The sequence below is a fragment of the Chamaesiphon minutus PCC 6605 genome, from assembly GCF_000317145.1.
Lineage (GTDB): Bacteria > Cyanobacteriota > Cyanobacteriia > Cyanobacteriales > Chamaesiphonaceae > Chamaesiphon > Chamaesiphon minutus.
In genome coordinates this window covers 3,840,926-3,856,644 of the sequence record NC_019697.1, presented here as the reverse complement: position 1 = coordinate 3,856,644, position 15,719 = coordinate 3,840,926, and the positions used below count along the sequence as shown (strand labels likewise).

Sequence of the window (15,719 nt, the reverse complement as noted above, 5' to 3'; positions counted from 1 at the left end):
GTTATTTGGTTAAAATTGGACTTAAATACTTGCGCGCGACTTCTAATACCAATTCTGATTGCACTGGTTTAGTCAAAAAGTCAGTGGCACCGACTACCTTCGCTCTAACCCGATCGATCACCCCATCATTACCTGTCAAAATTACAATTGGGGTATTTTGAAAAGCACCGATTTTTCGCAACCGACTACAAATTTCATAGCCATTGGCATTAGGCATCACCAAATCTAGAAAAATTAAGTCCGGCTTTTTGGCAACGACGATCGGAATGGCTTTGAGCGAATCCATCACGCTGATAAATTGATAACCCTCTTGTTTGAAAATTTGTTCCAAGCGATCGCACACGAAGGGGCTATCATCGATACAGACGATCGATGAAGATTTAAAGCTCCGTGAATGCTTGCTGGACGCAATTGGACTGGTAAAGTCGGGCAGATCGACCAAGCTGAGCATTCCCGAATCTAAATGCGCTCGAAATGATTGTCCGATCGCGACAGGTGTTTTTCGCGCCTTCGCAGCAATCTCGCGAATACTATGTTCTCCATCTAGCACAAATCTAAGTGCCTGATAGGCAGATGGCGAAACTATCTGTTGAAAATCGGTCGGAGCCACAATTTTAATCGCCCGATCGGGTAATATTTCTGCTAGTCCCACCTGTTGCCATTGCTGCTGTTGTTGGACGGCAATGCCAAAGGCTCGATCGAGATCGATCAATGTCAACTGTGGACTGAGGCGATCTCGATCGATTTGTTCGTAGCTCACTTCTTCGGCTTGAACGATATCAAACAATACCTCTACGATCGTGGTTTGAATGTGTTTGATTAAGGCATCGCGGCCAATTCTTCCTTGTTTGGCCCAATTGACCAAGAGATAGTACTCCCAACAGCTATTTAGCTCGGTTGGGGTTAATGCCGAAACATTAGTCAGTGCCTCGATTCGGACTTGCAGATCCTCCGCCGTGCTGACATCTACGCCTGCAAGCGTTGAATTTCTCACCCAACGGCGAATTGGATGGCTACCTCCTGTCGCATAGAGGATCCGACCCAGGTAGACATAAAGACACCACTCGTGTCCCAATGTACTTTTGAGTAATATATGTCCACTGAAGTGTTGGTGCTTGATCTCACTCAACTGAGTAGCCAAGCGATCGAGCGTTAGATATTCAGCAACCATGTGATTTTTCCGTTGTCAGCAGGTGGGGTCATGCGGGATTCCATTAGAGCTAATCGTGTCGATTCCGTAGGCTTAGTATGCCCACAATTGTCGTCTTTCGCTCATAAGGCTAGGTAAATAGGGGGAGCGGAGAGGGGGGAGTTGGGAGAGTGGGAAAGGGGGAGCACATTAGTGACAAGTTAAGAAGCGATCGCACTTGTCAAGCAGGCTTGAGGCGATGAGTCGAAGAAAAAATTGTCTGTTCGACTCATAGAATCAGGAAAAGGTGCAATAATTAACTTAACATTAGGTTTACGAACAGTTTTAACAATACCTAAATCTTGATTCTCTGGGGCAGCAAAATAGGTGACTGGATTGGCAGCTAAACCTTTATGATGAGCTACATGAAAATGATAAAGACCTCGATAAATCATCTCTAAAGAAATGCGGTCGAATGGGAGAGATAATTCATCAGCTACAGCATCACCTAAATCGACTAGAACTGCATAAAACAGCCAAGTCCCCCACATCTGTAATTTAATTCCATTAACTGAACCAGTCCATAAATAACTCAACCCGAGCAATCGTTTAACAGTATTAAAAGCCTCTTCAATTCGCCACCGTCTTCCGTACAAATCGGCGACTACATAGGGAGGAAGATTCAATGGGTCGAGTACACTAGTTAGATAAGAATACCAGACTTTACCCACTTTAATTTCGACTAATCTTACAGTTATATATGGAGTCTTTTTGGTGCCAGACCCCATCCGCACTATTCGGTCACGGATACTATAACTATTGCTAAATACTCGCTCTATCTGTAGCGATGCACCTTTTTTTAATCGAGTAATAAAATGAATATCTCTGTTAATTAATTCTTGCCAAAATTGGAAATGATAGAAGCCTCGATCCAAGAGCAATAAAGTGCCCGATGTTACTAAATTCAGGATATCTTTCTCAAAATTAACATCTGAAGCTTTGGGATTTTCTCTAAACCAGATTTCAATCGGCAATCTCGTCACCAAATCTATGACTACTCCCATTTTTCCCGCTAGTTGTCCGATTGGCACATCAGATAAGCTATCTAATTTCTTGAATATCGCTTCCAATGTGGAGCCATCACATGCCCAAATCCGCTCAAATTTTGCTTGAGCAAATTCAATGCTTTGTGGCAACAATCGCTGTTTTCTCTGGTGCCACTTCACTCTAAATTCTGGCAGTAATTCCTTAAACACTCTCTCAAATAACTCAGATGGAAAGGTCAGAAATCTTTGTGCAATCGCCTGTTGACTTACTTGTGTTGGCTCACACCACAAAAATCCTTCTCGCCCTAACATTCGGCTTAGTTCTCTGACTCCTGGCACATTCCGCCACAGTAGCGTCAGCACTGCTGCCATCATCAAGGGTAAATTTAACAGCCGATTTCTCAGCCCTAATTGTCGGTAGTAATGACTTTGATTGAAAATTGCTGGTGTCAATAAAGCCTCTACTTGAGCGGCGATGATCTCATCTTCCACACCTGGTTGGTGGTTCTTTTTGGCGTGGTCGCGGTTACTTCTTCGGCGGCTGGTCATCAGGCCTCTATTCCCTCAAACTCTTGACTAGAAACAGTTTGGCATCTTTTTATTACCCTTTTGACAAATCTCTGATTTTCTTAACTTGTCACGAATGGGGGGAGCATGGCTGGCATCGACAACCCGATCCTGCAAATCCCTAAATCCTGATAAGAATTATCAACGTATCTTGACAAAATCTAAATTTTGTTCGTGTCGAGCATTTTCGCTCTGATTTATTTGCTAAAAATAAAATCAAGCCGCTCAAAAGCCCAGGGACTATTAATTTATGTCCATGGGAATACCCCGGATCTGCAATTTTATAGATCGACACCTTTGTCAAAGAAATGTTATGCTTCTTAACATATAGACAAGAGTCCGATTTCAATTCAGTCAAATGTCCCGAAGTTCGCGGCTCACGCTCGATATTCACAGTAGGAGTACAAACTATGTCTAAATCCTTCGATCTGTCCTTAGAACAACAATTTAGCATTCGCTCGTTCGAGCACCAAGTCAAAGATATGAGTCACGCGCAGGCACAGGAATTCCTCGTCAACCTGTACAAACAAATGATGCTCAGAGAAAACAGCTACAAAAACCTAATCGCACACCAATGGGGCATGGAGGAACCAAACGGCCAAGCCGCATAATGTCGATTAACAGTTTGAATGCTCGGACTGGAGATTGATTCCGGTGTGAGTAAGTGGATGCAGACAGTTAAGACTAGCCAAAACCGATGATGGTTTTGCAACTAGCGACCTCCCTCTCTATCTAAACGATCGATAATGATGGGGTTTGGGGCGCAAACTGTTTGACATTACAGAAAAAATACAATGTCTCTAGTTTCTATGCAGTTGGTAGCTGTACAATGGTCGAGATTATGGCTAATTAAAGCCATGGCCACAGTATCCCAATAGCTATTTTATGTTTGATTGTATTATTGTCGGTGCTGGCCCTGCTGGGGGCAGTGCAGCGTACCATCTAGCCAAACAAGGTAGATCCGTACTAATTCTCGAAAAAGATAGTCTACCTCGGTATAAGCCTTGCGGTGGTGGCGTCTCCCCAGCGATTGCGCAGTGGTTTGATTTTGATTTTAGTCCCGCAATTTCCTGTCGGATCGACACATTGCGTTATACCTGGAATTTGGAAGATCCAGTCGATGTCAAGTTAGAAGGTCAAGAACCAATTTGGATGGTGCGACGGGATGTATTCGACCATTTTATCGTCCAACAAGCCCAAAAACAAGGTGCCGAACTGCGCGACAATACTGAAGTTACCAGTATCGAATTTAAAGTCGATCGCTGGCAAGTCAATACCAAAAATGGCAGCATTGAAGGTAAATATTTAATCGCTGCTGATGGTGCCAAAGGCAACATGGCAAAATGGTTGGGTTTTAAAGATCGCAAGCGTCGCCTCGCGGGAGCACTAGAGGTAGAAGCGGCGGCTGAAAATATTGAAAAAACGATTAACTTTGAATTTGGGTTAGTTAAAAACGGTTACATTTGGAACTTCCCCAAAGAGGATGGCTACTCGATCGGCATTGGTACTTTTAGAGGCGGTGAAGGGCAAGATTTCAAAAAAATTCTTGAAGCTTATGGCAAAGGTGCCTACAACGTCGATATCAATAATTTCAAGCAGTTTGGACATCCGCTGTGTATCTGGGATGGAGATCAAAAACTGCATACCCAAAATGCCATCCTAGCGGGAGAAGCCGCATGTATCGTCGATCCGATGACTGCTGAAGGTATCCGTCCCTCGATTTTATCTGGAATCAAAGCCGCAGGCGCGATTCATGATGCCCTCAGCGGTACTAGCAATGCGCTCGAAAAATATACCGAGACAATGATCGATGAATGGGGCGCAGATATGAAATGGGCGCAACGCCTAGCTGCTGCTTTTTATCAATTTCCGAAAGTTGGCTATAAAGCAGGGGTCAAACGTCCTTCGGCTAGTGCCACAATGGCAAAAGTTTTTATCGGCGAACTCAGCTACTCGGAGGTTGCTGGGAGAGCGATCAAGCGACTCACTGGTAGCATGTTTGGTGGAAAATAGTCGATCGACATAAAATATTCAAGCTAAAATGTAGTAGGGGCAATTCATAAATTGCCCCCATATTTTATGTCAATCCAAAATCCAAAATCCTAGTGACTTATCAAGAATTAGAAATCGATGCACCTAACCCGGTTTTATCCTGGGCGGGACACGATTTGGCACAAGCAGAGACAAAAATGGCTAAAAATGTTGCTTCTCTGCCTTTTGTCTTCAAACATGTCGCCCTGATGCCAGACGTTCACCTCGGTAAAGGTGCCCTCGTCGGCTCGGTAATTGCCACCCAAGATGCCATAATTCCCGCAGCAATCGGGGTCGATATTGGTTGTGGTATGACTGCAATTCAAACACCATTTAAAGGTGAAAAATTAGATGGCAAACTCAAAAAAATTCGCCTGGATTTAGAAGCTCAAATCCCCGTCGGCTTTGAAGAAAATAAAGAGATCTCTAAAGATGTAACTAATTGGCAAGGCTGGCAAGATTTCTCCGAATTGCACAAAGGTGTGCGTGGTTTAGAAAATAAAGCCACCAAACAACTCGGTTCTTTGGGCGGTGGCAATCACTTTATTGAAGTTTGTATCGATACCGAGAATAAAGTCTGGCTGATGTTGCATTCTGGTTCCCGCAATGTTGGCAACAAATTAGCGCAATGTCATATCGATACTGCTAAAGATCTCGCCAAGTTAGCCGATCTCAGTTTACCCGATCGAGACCTCGCTTATTTTGTCGCAGGTACTCCCGAATTTGCCGCCTACTGGCGCGATCTCCAATGGGCGCAAAACTACGCCCGCACTAATCGTGATGTCATGATGGCAAGATTTATGCGCGTCATCGAGCAACATCTCAATGGTGGCAAAAAAATGAAACCATTACTATCGATTAATTGCCATCATAATTACGCCGAAAAAGAAGTCCATTTTGGCGAAGAAGTCTACGTCACTCGCAAAGGTGCCGTCCGCGCTCGGGAAGAAGACTACGGCATTATCCCGGGTTCCATGGGTACCAAATCCTATATCGTCAAAGGCAAAGGTAACGCCCACAGTTTCTGTAGCTGCTCCCACGGCGCAGGAAGAATCATGTCTAGAGCCATGGCCAAAAATACCTACACTCTAGATGACTTAATCGCCCAAACCAAGGGTGTCGAATGTCGCAAAGATACCGAACTCCTCGATGAGATTCCAGCGGCCTATAAATCGATCGATAAAGTCATGGAAAATCAATCCGACTTAGTAGAAGTAGTCGCCACCCTCAAGCAAGTAGTCTGTATTAAAGGCTAAGTTTGTATGATACTTTGGGATATTTTGATTAAAGAGCATGAAAGCAGTATTGGATTAATGAGCCAGATGCAGCAATATAGATTTGCAGCTTGCTGTATTTGTGAATCAGTATTACATTTGATTGGCCAACAGGATGATGAATTAATTGAATCGATCCAAGCTAATTTACAAGATTCAATAATCTTATCTTCTCTCATTGCTGATGGTGTCAATCTTCCGTCTGAGGTTCACGTCACGGAAAAATCGTTGACCGATCTTGAGGATTTTATTGAAATTATTGAAACTTCATCTACTCAAGTGCCAGGTTTGTACGATCTATCAATGGCATTATTCACTTTTATAGAATCGATCGAAAATCATTCGATCGCAAAGCAAACCACAGAAATTGCATCATACTCATATCAAGCAATTTTAGATGAGCAGCTCATGTTTAACTTGCCAAAAAGAAGTATTACAGATTCCGAATTGGTACATCTAGAAGAAAAGAATCTAATATGTACTCAAATAATCGCAGCTCAGATAGAATGGTACAGAAATATTAAAGATGATAAATTGATACCTATCAAATTTGAAACTTTACGTCGAGCAATATCAAAGAATTAAGCTGGATATTCATGTCGAACGAACGGAAGGTCGATAACTTCTCCCTCAACATCGCCCACCATTACTTTCAAACCTACTCCGCCAGCTTTCGATCGAATATATCCCAACCCCCTGACTTCCCCGTCGATCTCGCTACAACTAGTCAAAACGCCCACCTTTTCATCACCGAGAGTAATCGTCGTACCCACAGCCACAGATCCTGATAACTTAATTCCCCATAGATACTGTTTGACACCCTTATAAGTATTCAGCCGCGCGATCGTTTCTTGGCCGATATAGCAACCCTTGCTAAACGAAATCGTATCCCACAAACCCACCTCTAAGGGGTTGTAATCCTCCGTTAACTCCGCATCGGGTTTCGGTCTACCTTGGGCGATTCGCAGGCATTCCCAGGCATCCTCGTCCACTGTGACAGCACCTAAATTAGCTAGAGCTTGTTGTAAGGCTGGAGCATTAGCTCGATCGACAATCAATCGATAGCCAGGTAAGCCCAATTCAGTCCCGATCGCGATCCGGACTTCAATACCTTCGAGCTGATATAATTCATGACTATATTGGGATCGCTCTGTCAGTTTTAGGCACCCCAATCGCTCTAATATTGCGGCACTCTCGGCACCCATGAGAGTAAAACTTGCCAGACTATCGGTGACATCTTTTACCTTAACTCGATCGGCAAAAAAGATATATTTATCGAGCCAATCAAATAGATATTTACGACGATTGGGCGAGACGATCAGCAAGACTTCATCGTCTAAAATTAGTCCGGTTGCCAGATCGATCGTCCGCGCCGTCGAAGTCACAAATACCGTATCGCAACCTTCCCCAGCTTGGCGTTTTTCAAAATCTGCCGTGCTTTGATTGTGTAAGAATCGGAGTCTATCTCGATCGCTTACCAGAATTTTACCCCAGTGAGAACTATCATAGATCGCTGCGCCCGTTGGCGTAGCCTTTCCTGTGGAGAATCGAGCTGCTTGTAGTAGTGTTGATAAATTATTCAAATTATTATTTTCCATATATTCTAGATTGCACTTAATACTCAATGTAGTCGGGAACTGTCGATCGCAAAAAAGATCCACCACAGCGATCCTATTTGATATATTACTAATAGCATCAATCTGTAGGGGCAGTGCTTCATGCCTGCCCTCTAAAGACTAGGCTTCTTATTTAAAATCTTAGTCCGCGTAGGCGGACTTCGCACCACTAGCGGCGGTTTCAGCCGCTAGCCTCCAGGCAAATTATTAAAGATCCTCGCAACAACATCTTTAGCCTTATTATCCAAGCGCACCCAATCGGGACTCCCAGCTTCCATATCGATGAGACTAGTATCGATCTCCACAACTTGACTTTCGACCTCGCTATGACTGCCATCATAATTGAGAAAACAGACCTGATAACAGAGATCCCAAATATCGTACTTGAGCTGTCGCTCCCCAGACTTAAGACACAGATAATTAATCGGATGCGGTTCTCGCACCTCCTCGTAACTGACTTCCCAAGTAGAAACTTCTCCCTGTTGGCGGATGCGATCGATAATGCGAATATAAATCGGTTGCATCAGAAACTCTGCTTGTTGCCAAGCTAATTCATTAGCAAATTTAGGCTGCATAAATAAATATTATTCAAAATAAGATCTAAAACTTAACTCTTTAGATTGTAGTTATTTTACTCTCATCGCTTACTGTGAAACTGCTGCATTCCTTTGATTCAAACAATTATCGACTATATTTTACAAACATTAATCTAATTTTACCGATCGAACACAGCAGTTGACATTCACTTTAAATGAAATTGGGGAAAATAGGATGGGGACTAGTTATAAATTACTAGTCCCCATATTATTATCTGGCCGCTAGCAAGTCGTAGAACAGTCGTTCGACGAACTTAGAGCAAAAGGTCGAGCGAGCGACTTTGATGTGCTTTTCGGCGTGGAGAGACAGCCACAGATCGTTTAAATCTTGCATGGCTGAAGTGGCTGTCTTAATCTTGCTTTTCTTGCGCTCGAAGGCACCAAACAGCCACAGCCATAACTGAATCCGGCAAATCCTCGAACCTGCTTTTTTAGTCTTGGTGGGACTTTTGCCGCTAGCTTCCCGCACGGGAGCCACGCCCAAAGTCTTGCGAAATCGCCGCAGACTGACGGGCTTTTTAGTGTGGGTACCAGTGCGCCGCGATCGAGATATTTGCATAATCTCATTCCCGTCTTCACCCAAAAAATTAGTTAATGGGTAGTACTGGCTGATGATTATCGCCTGAGCGATCTTGGGTAGATAGTATTTTTCCATCACGGCTCGATCGCGATCGAATTGAGAGTGCTTTAACAGATCGACCATTTCACTCTCGACGATCGCCTTTTGTCGCCACAAGTCTACTAGCAACTTAGCCATAGCTCTCATGTTCTGGGTAATACCCAAACCGCATGTAGTGCTTAAAAGCAAATCGTACCGCGCCGATTTCGAGTATTCAGCGAGCCACCGCCAAAACAGTACCGCATGTACCGAGCCGCCCACTTCTGGCATCGCCCAAGCTAAATCCTGTTGCAGGCGGTTGAGCAGTGGCGATTGAATTCGATCGATATGCTTGAGGCGCAAGGCTGCATCCCTCAGTCGTGAGGTGACATCATCGCGGATTCTGGCAAATTGGAGCGGGTCGGATTGATGCTCTAAATAATAGCAAGCTAAGGCTAGAGCGTCGGCTTCATCATCTTTATCGGGCAAGGATAAATTCTCGCGATAGCGATTGGATTGCTTGTGTCCGACTAGGGCAATTTCTACACCATATTCGGCGCATTTAGTTACCCAGAATTTAATGTAATTAACGCCCGTTGGTTCGAGTACTAACACGTCTGGTTTAAGTGATAATAAATACTTCAATCCAGCCGCCGATACATCGACGTCGAAATAATCCGATTTGTCACGATAAATCTCACCCGCTCTCGCTCGCGAAGGGAGAGAATCGAGCGCAATGCAGACCAGACGCCCTTTACAGGCATCCGCGCCGATAACTTTTCGTGTTATCATATTTAATTGTATAGGTACATTAACTAGGTTAATTAAGGGAGTGAGAATTGCATGTTCTCGTTCCAACATTCGGTATATTTTAAAGGGGTAGAAATACCCCTTTAATCCCATACCAGCCCAGGAATCTCCCGAGGTGTCCCAATTCACTTTTAGGGCGGGGGAATACCGATATTTTTACTCGCTACACACCATGAATGTCATAGGGATACCCCACTTCGGTTATAGGTTCGAGCGAGCAATTTTAACCGGGCTAAGGTGGGGTTGGAAGCCACCCGCGACAGCATTATGCTGTTTCGTCGTTTACGACTCATCAGGCGGGTTTGCTGCGATCTTGAAATACTCGATATTTGAATATTTAAATATAAATGTTGCCGCAATCCGATCGATTGTGGCATCGCCATCGATACGGTAATAAGCAATCAATCGATTGTTAGGGTCGTACAAACTTAGCCACCATTTACTCATCGTCGTCACCTTGGAAGTCATCAATTGGTACTTCAAAGGGGTTTTTGAACTGCACCTAAATACCTAGATCAAACTATACATAACTAGACAAATTATCTGTTATAATGATTTTATGTCTAGTTTAACGCCACAGGAAGCAGCCACCTTACTCGGTGTAACGGTTAGAACCCTACACAGATGGGAACTTGATGGAAAAATCAAGTCCACTCGCACTGCTGGCGGTCATCGTCGGTATGACATAGCAGATTTAATTAGCAATAAATCGGATACTCAATTAACAGTAGGCTATGCCAGAGTTTCTAGTCACGACCAGAAAGAAGATCTAACTAGGCAAGTTATAGTTTTAGAAAGTTATTGTGCTAAACATGGCTGGGGGTTTGAAGTAATTCAAGATCTTGGCAGTGGAATGAACTATAAAAAGAAAGGACTAATTAGGCTAATCAAGTTAATTACATCTTATCAAGTTGAACGACTAGTTCTAACTCATAAAGATAGATTACTTAGATTTGGGTCAGATCTAATTTTCACATTATGCGAACAATTTGGAACAGAGGTGATAATTATCAATCGCTCTGATGATAGTACATTTGAGGAAGATTTAGCATCAGACGTACTCGAAATCATCACTGTATTTTCTGCTCGTTTATACGGTAGTCGTTCTCATAAGAATAAGAAAATAGTAGAAGAGTTAAAGGAGGTAGCAAAACAGTTATGAGAATCAGTTTTAAAACCGAACTAAAACTGAATAACTATCAAAGAACTCAACTGGCTAGACATGCGGGTGTAGCTCGTCATGCTTGGAACTGGGGCTTAGATCTGTGTAAAAAAATTCTCGACTACAATCGAGAAAATCCAACAGAGAAACTAAGATTTCCATCAGCGATCGATCTGCATAAATTCCTAGTCAAGTGGGTGAAGGTTGAAAACCCTTGGTATTACGAAGTATCCAAAACTAGCCCTCAATATGCGCTGAGATACTTAGCGAGTGCATTTTCTGATTTCTTTAGAAAGAAAACTGCGAATGGTCGGCGGGTGGGCTTTCCCAGATTCAAGCGCAAAGGTCAGCATGATAGCTTTACCTTGGAAGGGACTATTAAAGTTGAACATCGTTGGCTTCAATTACCAAAAATAGGAGTAGTAAAGACTTACGAACGATTGCCGCAAGGATTGACGCCTAAAACAGCAATAATTAGTCGAACCGCTGACCGTTGGTTTGTCTCTTTTAGCTATGAAGTCGAACCAAACACTACAGCTAAACTAGTTGGTGTTTGTGGTGTAGACTTAGGGATTAAAACACTAGCTACTTTAAGCACAGGTGCAACGTTCCCCAACCCTCAACCTTACCGTCAATCTCAATCCAGATTAGCTAGGCTTCAAAAAGCAGCTAGCCGCAAGGTTAAAGGCTCAAACAATCGACAAAAGGCGAATTTAAAAGTAGCCAAACAACATGCAAAAACTGCCAACATTCGTAAAGATACACTTAACAAATTAACTACTCACTTGGCTAAGAACCACAGCCAAGTAGTAATTGAAGATTTGAATGTATCGGGAATGTTATCCAATCATTGTTTGGCTAAGTCAATTGCAGATTTAGGTATGTATGAATTTCGTCGCCAATTAACTTATAAATGTGAGCTATATGGTAGTGAATTGATTACTGTAGGTCGCTTTTTTCCAAGTTCTAAAACTTGTTCTTGTTGTGGGCATATCCAAGACATGCTGCTCAAAGAACGTGTTTTTAACTGTCAGCAATGCAATATCACTATCGACCGCGATCTGAATGCTGCACGCAATCTAGAACATCAAGCTCTGTCTTGTCGCACACAAACGGGAGGGAACCTCCCGTTCGATGCGCCGCTTATAGTAGCCTAAACACTATACTGGGTGCAGCTTGCGCCTGGAAGCCTACAGAGGGATAGCCGCTCCGATGCCCCCGTTGAAGTAGGAAGTAGACATCAATCTAGCTTGTCTAGATTTGTATAGGTTCTATCAAGCGGCAATTACCACAATAAATTAGCCCTGTATCTTCTACAGAGTCATAACAAAGAGTAGCACTACAATTCGGGCAAGTTTCGGGTAAATCTCGGTGTTCCATAATTAATTACGATCGATCGCTCGATCGTCCATATTCACCGCGATCGTAAACCGCGATGGGTTGGCTCTAAATTCCCTAAGCTGGCACTCTAACTGATAGCAATCGCGACGTTCGTCGAGCAACTTGGCAAATGTTTTGCTATTGACATCGCCATACCAATAAGCCGCGCGATCGTCGAGCAACTCTACATAGGTCGCGACGATGTTGATTAATAGTTCGAGTTGCTCGTCAGATAAATTCATGCAGGCTTGGGTCTGAGCATGGAGTTAAAAAATGAATCCATGCGATCGATCATTTCATTCCCCGCTTCAAGGATCGATTTTTTGGCCGCTTCAGGCTTGAGCCACTGGTACTCGACGCGATCGACAATCGCCTGCATTTCGGCATTGAGTTCGGGTTCTGAATCCTTATCCTTATTTTCTAGAAAGTCCTCCCAATATTTTTCTTGGGATTCATCTTCATCTAACATCTCTTCTAAATATTCATTGAGAGTCATGCCGCGTTGCTTGGCGCGCTCGGCAAGCTTATCGACTAGCTGCCGATCGATCTTGCTCTGTTGGTTGTCCGCACGATCCGGCTCGGCGATCGCCAGAATTTTACCAGCGGTGATTTTATCGGGAGTAAATGCGCTAACAACTTTAGTCCACACATCGGCGATCGCATCTAAGCCGACACCCAACAGTTTTACCAGCGGGCGACATTGAGCTTCACAAGTTGGCAAGATTTTAAATCCCGCTGAGATTAAGGTCATCACTACATTAGCCGCGTCGATCGTCCGGTTGATGTACCATGCAGTCTTACCCAACCCTTTAGTACAGTAGTCATTCCAATCTTTGTAGATTTTGGCACACTGCCATAACTTGCGCTTGCGGATTCGATCGGCGGCAATTCCTACCCGCACAAATCCAAATAAGTTGTCTTTGGCTAGTTCGTCGAGAGATAGAAAATCACCCAGACCACCACCGAGATCGTCATCTAGATCGAATTCAAATTGAGTTAGAGATGATATTGCATCATCCCAATTAGTTGTTGGTTCCATCGGTTTCTAGCAGGTTGAGTAGTTTGAGAGTGAGAAAGTTTTGATAGTGGATACTCGCGTATATTTCTTCATCTTCAGAGTCAGACTCTGGTAAAAATACTTCTGATTCGGGTATTTGGGTCATAGTTAGATAGTTTGGATAGTCATGTCAAATTAGACCCCCTCTAGCCGCCGTTATCCCGCATTCCGCTGGGTTGGGGTTTGGATTGTCTAGTTTGTACGGATTGGTTGGCTCAAGGCTCGAAAATAGTTGTTACCACACATCTATTAGCGAGCCTTGGTTGGTTTGGATTGACTTGATAAGTTTTATCTTAAATTATAAGTTATATCTTATTAAGTCAACTACCCAACCAAGTAATTTGGCCATGGGTAGAAGACAGACCATACAAGAACTCATGAAAGCCGCTAACATCAGCCAGGACGAACTAGGAGCGAAATTGGGAAAGAGTCAGTCCGCTGTTTCTCAAATGCTCAATAGAAAAGGTAATCCAACTCTGAAAACTATCAGAGAGATTGCGGATGCCTTGTGCGTTGATATATCAAAGGTAGCGGCTCACTATGACATCTGGAGTAACGATCGAGGAGGAGACGACGAAAATTAAACGGCTTAAATTCAATATAAATTCAATAGCGATCGTATCCGGCCTAATGGATGCGATCGCCTTAATTAGTAAAACTCTTAGCTACTATTATGGATTACCAGCCAGGGCAACAATTGAGCCTAATCGCTGAAGATTTCGGGTGCGAGCCTGAAGTAGGCGATTGGCATGGCGACACTCGATCCGTACCATTACGCGAGCGATCGATCGAAGAAGTGCGGGCTTATTTCGTCCGATCTGTGGGCGGCAAACCCGATCTAAATGTTGCCCTCCATGATGGAGGGCAAACTAAAAACTCACTTGCTAGCATCGATGTGGAGGGCAATGGAGGGCAACCTCAAACCCGCATTGTATCGATGGAGGGCAATGGAGGGCAATTTAAAAACCGATGGATACCAGAAGTCGGTGATGACGGAACGTGGATCGAAACCCAACACCGCAAGACTGGAGACTTTAAATATCTCCGGTGGCGGGAATTTGCGACGGGCATCAAGCGATCGCATTATCAAGGCAAAGCTTAACCGACAAAATAGTTACCTGATTAGCTTGCCAATTGTCAAAGTGATATGATGCCCTTTGACAATTGGCAAGATTTTTTATGCGATCTCTGGTTCCCAAACGTCGGTATCAATGGCAATTCCCGATCCAGTTAAAAATCGACAGGTGTCGGTGGCGATTGGCGATCGTCCTAGTAATCCAGCCGCCATTAGTCAAGCGCGTACAGATAGATATGCCGTCGATATCTCAATGGTTTAACGATGACGACTAAATTACCAGTCCATTCCTTCAGGCAGACACTCGCACCGAGCGCAATTATTCACCGTGCTTTTTGATAAATTCATCTTTTTGGCGATCGCGCGTTCGCTTAACTTCTGACAGCGCAATTCATTGACCTTTTTACACCGCGAGCTAGTATCGACTTTCGCACGACCGAATATTTTACCCTTAGCCCTAGCCTGTGCGATTCCCGATTTCACTCGCTCTTTAAGTAGATCGCGCTCGAATTCGGCCAATGTCGCCATAATGCTCGCGATCATTTTGCCGTGTGGAGTGGAAAGATCGAATTGAAATCCATTTTGCGCGATGAGACTCACTCCCCACGATTGCAACTGGTGGAGAGTGTCGATCAAGTCGATAGTCGATCGTCCCCAGCGGGTAAGTTCTGAGACGAGGATGATATCGATCGATCGTTCGCGAGCGAGCTGGAGAATTTTTCTACGTTCGACCCGATCGAGTCGAGCACCGCTGGCAGATTCACTATAATTCCCGACAACAGCATAATTGCAGCGAGCCGCATAAGATACAAGCTCAGAATATTGGCGATCGCAATCTTGATCCGCAGTTGAGACGCGGGTGTAAATTGCCGCTCGAAGTTGTCCATTTTTACCCTCCAAAATTTGCACCCTGTAAGCCGCTCTGTGTGGTGTGATTTTTAGCGTCCATTCAACCATTTGCTTGAATGGACGTATCGCTATGATGCCCATCCGATAATCATCGGGCATCATAGCGATACAAGCGGGAGATAAAAAATGGCGATCGATCCAAACGAACCACCAGTAACAAAACTATTCGGCCTTGGCGCGATCGAGACGGATACCAGTCTGACGATCCAAAAGGCAGACATGCCGCGCTTGATTCCGGCTGTGAATAACACCGCCGAATCGATGTTTGTTGCCATGGTATTGCGAGTAGCCGCCGCACTTACCGGAGGCGACTACAGCAACGACCCGACCGGAACGGTGGCGATCGACTTCCCCACATTTGGAGAGGTAGGAAAGCGACAAATTTTGATCGTCCTTACCGAAAAGCCTCAGCTGGACAATCCCACCCCCTCACCTGCAAACACGATCGACCCTAATAAATACTAAAAAT

At 44.1% G+C, this 15,719-nt stretch carries 20 protein-coding genes; 10 read left to right on the top strand and 10 right to left on the bottom strand.

Features of this window, described 5'->3' with window-relative positions:
- Position 1: 1 nt before the first annotated feature.
- A complete protein-coding gene (locus tag CHA6605_RS17665) occupies positions 2 to 1,171 on the bottom strand; it encodes a response regulator (RefSeq protein WP_015160773.1) in 1,170 nt (389 codons plus the stop codon).
- A gap of 179 nt (positions 1,172 to 1,350) precedes the next feature.
- Positions 1,351 to 2,724, bottom strand: coding sequence for an IS4 family transposase (locus CHA6605_RS17660; RefSeq protein ID WP_015160772.1), 1,374 nt, complete (start codon positions 2,722 to 2,724; stop codon positions 1,351 to 1,353).
- 428 nt (positions 2,725 to 3,152) lie between these two features.
- Between CHA6605_RS17660 and CHA6605_RS17655 the strand changes: the two genes are divergently transcribed.
- The 4 genes from CHA6605_RS17655 (at position 3,153) to CHA6605_RS17640 (ending at position 6,632) form a co-directional block, all read left to right on the top strand.
- A complete protein-coding gene (locus CHA6605_RS17655) occupies positions 3,153 to 3,353 on the top strand; it encodes an NblA/ycf18 family protein (protein WP_015160771.1) in 201 nt (66 codons plus the stop codon).
- Positions 3,354 to 3,627: 274 nt separating this feature from the next.
- Positions 3,628 to 4,755, top strand: coding sequence for a geranylgeranyl reductase family protein (locus CHA6605_RS17650; RefSeq protein WP_015160770.1), 1,128 nt, complete (start codon positions 3,628 to 3,630; stop codon positions 4,753 to 4,755).
- A gap of 92 nt (positions 4,756 to 4,847) precedes the next feature.
- Positions 4,848 to 6,029: an RtcB family protein gene (locus CHA6605_RS17645; protein WP_015160769.1), complete on the top strand. Its 1,182-nt coding sequence runs from the start codon at positions 4,848 to 4,850 to the stop codon at positions 6,027 to 6,029.
- Positions 6,030 to 6,035: 6 nt separating this feature from the next.
- The gene (locus CHA6605_RS17640; RefSeq protein ID WP_015160768.1) at positions 6,036 to 6,632 is read left to right on the top strand and encodes a hypothetical protein; all 597 of its coding nucleotides are present in this window, start codon (positions 6,036 to 6,038) and stop codon (positions 6,630 to 6,632) included.
- Here the strand turns inward: CHA6605_RS17640 and ygfZ are convergent.
- The 4 genes from ygfZ to CHA6605_RS34320 form a co-directional block, all read right to left on the bottom strand.
- Positions 6,629 to 7,711 (bottom strand): CAF17-like 4Fe-4S cluster assembly/insertion protein YgfZ, encoded by a 1,083-nt coding sequence (gene ygfZ, locus CHA6605_RS17635; RefSeq protein WP_015160767.1) that lies wholly within the window; start codon positions 7,709 to 7,711, stop codon positions 6,629 to 6,631. The genes CHA6605_RS17640 and ygfZ overlap by 4 nt on opposite strands.
- 140 nt (positions 7,712 to 7,851) lie before the next feature.
- The gene (locus tag CHA6605_RS17630) at positions 7,852 to 8,238 is read right to left on the bottom strand and encodes a hypothetical protein (protein WP_015160766.1); all 387 of its coding nucleotides are present in this window, start codon (positions 8,236 to 8,238) and stop codon (positions 7,852 to 7,854) included.
- Between the two features lie 232 nt (positions 8,239 to 8,470).
- Positions 8,471 to 9,649: an IS110 family transposase gene (locus CHA6605_RS17625; protein ID WP_041549612.1), complete on the bottom strand. Its 1,179-nt coding sequence runs from the start codon at positions 9,647 to 9,649 to the stop codon at positions 8,471 to 8,473.
- A 300-nt stretch (positions 9,650 to 9,949) separates the two neighbouring features.
- A complete protein-coding gene (locus CHA6605_RS34320; RefSeq protein WP_015160764.1) occupies positions 9,950 to 10,135 on the bottom strand; it encodes a hypothetical protein in 186 nt (61 codons plus the stop codon).
- A gap of 91 nt (positions 10,136 to 10,226) precedes the next feature.
- Between CHA6605_RS34320 and CHA6605_RS17620 the strand changes: the two genes are divergently transcribed.
- Together CHA6605_RS17620 and CHA6605_RS17615 are read left to right on the top strand one after the other, a co-directional pair.
- Entirely contained in the window at positions 10,227 to 10,829 is a 603-nt protein-coding gene (locus CHA6605_RS17620; RefSeq protein WP_015158570.1) for an IS607 family transposase, read from the top strand.
- A complete protein-coding gene (locus CHA6605_RS17615; protein WP_015158569.1) occupies positions 10,826 to 11,986 on the top strand; it encodes an RNA-guided endonuclease InsQ/TnpB family protein in 1,161 nt (386 codons plus the stop codon). Before CHA6605_RS17620 ends, CHA6605_RS17615 begins: the two co-directional genes overlap by 4 nt.
- Positions 11,987 to 12,211: 225 nt before the next feature.
- Here CHA6605_RS17615 and CHA6605_RS17610 read toward each other — a convergent pair whose 3' ends face one another.
- Genes CHA6605_RS17610 through CHA6605_RS34315 form a run of 3 tightly spaced genes read right to left on the bottom strand, consistent with a single transcriptional unit; the run spans position 12,212 to position 13,372 of the window.
- The gene (locus CHA6605_RS17610) at positions 12,212 to 12,451 is read right to left on the bottom strand and encodes a hypothetical protein (RefSeq protein WP_015160763.1); all 240 of its coding nucleotides are present in this window, start codon (positions 12,449 to 12,451) and stop codon (positions 12,212 to 12,214) included.
- Complete coding sequence (locus CHA6605_RS17605) at positions 12,448 to 13,248, bottom strand: hypothetical protein (RefSeq protein WP_015160762.1); 801 nt, start codon at positions 13,246 to 13,248, stop codon at positions 12,448 to 12,450. Before CHA6605_RS17605 ends, CHA6605_RS17610 begins: the two co-directional genes overlap by 4 nt.
- On the bottom strand, positions 13,232 to 13,372 hold the full coding sequence (locus CHA6605_RS34315) for a hypothetical protein (RefSeq protein ID WP_015160761.1): 141 nt from the start codon (positions 13,370 to 13,372) through the stop codon (positions 13,232 to 13,234). Before CHA6605_RS34315 ends, CHA6605_RS17605 begins: the two co-directional genes overlap by 17 nt.
- A gap of 241 nt (positions 13,373 to 13,613) precedes the next feature.
- On the opposite strand from CHA6605_RS34315, the gene CHA6605_RS34310 reads away from it, so the two are divergent.
- From CHA6605_RS34310 to CHA6605_RS34305, 3 genes are all read left to right on the top strand, one after another.
- The gene (locus tag CHA6605_RS34310) at positions 13,614 to 13,850 is read left to right on the top strand and encodes a helix-turn-helix domain-containing protein (protein WP_269744499.1); all 237 of its coding nucleotides are present in this window, start codon (positions 13,614 to 13,616) and stop codon (positions 13,848 to 13,850) included.
- A gap of 89 nt (positions 13,851 to 13,939) precedes the next feature.
- A complete protein-coding gene (locus CHA6605_RS17595) occupies positions 13,940 to 14,368 on the top strand; it encodes a hypothetical protein (RefSeq protein WP_015160760.1) in 429 nt (142 codons plus the stop codon).
- Between the two features lie 77 nt (positions 14,369 to 14,445).
- A complete protein-coding gene (locus CHA6605_RS34305) occupies positions 14,446 to 14,616 on the top strand; it encodes a hypothetical protein (RefSeq protein ID WP_157260025.1) in 171 nt (56 codons plus the stop codon).
- A 1-nt stretch (position 14,617) separates the two neighbouring features.
- Here the strand turns inward: CHA6605_RS34305 and CHA6605_RS17590 are convergent, their stop codons facing one another.
- A complete protein-coding gene (locus tag CHA6605_RS17590) occupies positions 14,618 to 15,352 on the bottom strand; it encodes a recombinase family protein (RefSeq protein WP_015160759.1) in 735 nt (244 codons plus the stop codon).
- A 24-nt stretch (positions 15,353 to 15,376) separates the two neighbouring features.
- Between CHA6605_RS17590 and CHA6605_RS17585 the strand changes: the two genes are divergently transcribed.
- Positions 15,377 to 15,715, top strand: a complete 339-nt coding sequence (locus CHA6605_RS17585) for a hypothetical protein (RefSeq protein WP_041548227.1) — start codon at positions 15,377 to 15,379, stop codon at positions 15,713 to 15,715.
- Positions 15,716 to 15,719 lie beyond the last annotated feature (4 nt).

What these genes read in the sequence shown, in the direction of transcription:
- CHA6605_RS17665 (WP_015160773.1), bottom strand. Translation starts at nt 1,171, where the DNA reads ATGGTTGCTGAATATCTAACGCTCGATCGCTTGGCTACTCAGTTGAGT.
- CHA6605_RS17660 (WP_015160772.1), bottom strand. Translation starts at nt 2,724, where the DNA reads ATGACCAGCCGCCGAAGAAGTAACCGCGACCACGCCAAAAAGAACCAC.
- CHA6605_RS17655 (WP_015160771.1), top strand. Translation starts at nt 3,153, where the DNA reads ATGTCTAAATCCTTCGATCTGTCCTTAGAACAACAATTTAGCATTCGC.
- CHA6605_RS17650 (WP_015160770.1), top strand. Translation starts at nt 3,628, where the DNA reads ATGTTTGATTGTATTATTGTCGGTGCTGGCCCTGCTGGGGGCAGTGCA.
- CHA6605_RS17640 (WP_015160768.1), top strand. Translation starts at nt 6,036, where the DNA reads ATGATACTTTGGGATATTTTGATTAAAGAGCATGAAAGCAGTATTGGA.
- CHA6605_RS17630 (WP_015160766.1), bottom strand. Translation starts at nt 8,238, where the DNA reads ATGCAGCCTAAATTTGCTAATGAATTAGCTTGGCAACAAGCAGAGTTT.
- CHA6605_RS17625 (WP_041549612.1), bottom strand. Translation starts at nt 9,649, where the DNA reads ATGATAACACGAAAAGTTATCGGCGCGGATGCCTGTAAAGGGCGTCTG.
- CHA6605_RS34320 (WP_015160764.1), bottom strand. Translation starts at nt 10,135, where the DNA reads ATGACTTCCAAGGTGACGACGATGAGTAAATGGTGGCTAAGTTTGTAC.
- CHA6605_RS17620 (WP_015158570.1), top strand. Translation starts at nt 10,227, where the DNA reads ATGTCTAGTTTAACGCCACAGGAAGCAGCCACCTTACTCGGTGTAACG.
- CHA6605_RS17615 (WP_015158569.1), top strand. Translation starts at nt 10,826, where the DNA reads ATGAGAATCAGTTTTAAAACCGAACTAAAACTGAATAACTATCAAAGA.
- CHA6605_RS17610 (WP_015160763.1), bottom strand. Translation starts at nt 12,451, where the DNA reads ATGAATTTATCTGACGAGCAACTCGAACTATTAATCAACATCGTCGCG.
- CHA6605_RS17605 (WP_015160762.1), bottom strand. Translation starts at nt 13,248, where the DNA reads ATGGAACCAACAACTAATTGGGATGATGCAATATCATCTCTAACTCAA.
- CHA6605_RS34315 (WP_015160761.1), bottom strand. Translation starts at nt 13,372, where the DNA reads ATGACCCAAATACCCGAATCAGAAGTATTTTTACCAGAGTCTGACTCT.
- CHA6605_RS34310 (WP_269744499.1), top strand. Translation starts at nt 13,614, where the DNA reads ATGGGTAGAAGACAGACCATACAAGAACTCATGAAAGCCGCTAACATC.
- CHA6605_RS17595 (WP_015160760.1), top strand. Translation starts at nt 13,940, where the DNA reads ATGGATTACCAGCCAGGGCAACAATTGAGCCTAATCGCTGAAGATTTC.
- CHA6605_RS34305 (WP_157260025.1), top strand. Translation starts at nt 14,446, where the DNA reads ATGCGATCTCTGGTTCCCAAACGTCGGTATCAATGGCAATTCCCGATC.
- CHA6605_RS17590 (WP_015160759.1), bottom strand. Translation starts at nt 15,352, where the DNA reads ATGATGCCCGATGATTATCGGATGGGCATCATAGCGATACGTCCATTC.
- CHA6605_RS17585 (WP_041548227.1), top strand. Translation starts at nt 15,377, where the DNA reads ATGGCGATCGATCCAAACGAACCACCAGTAACAAAACTATTCGGCCTT.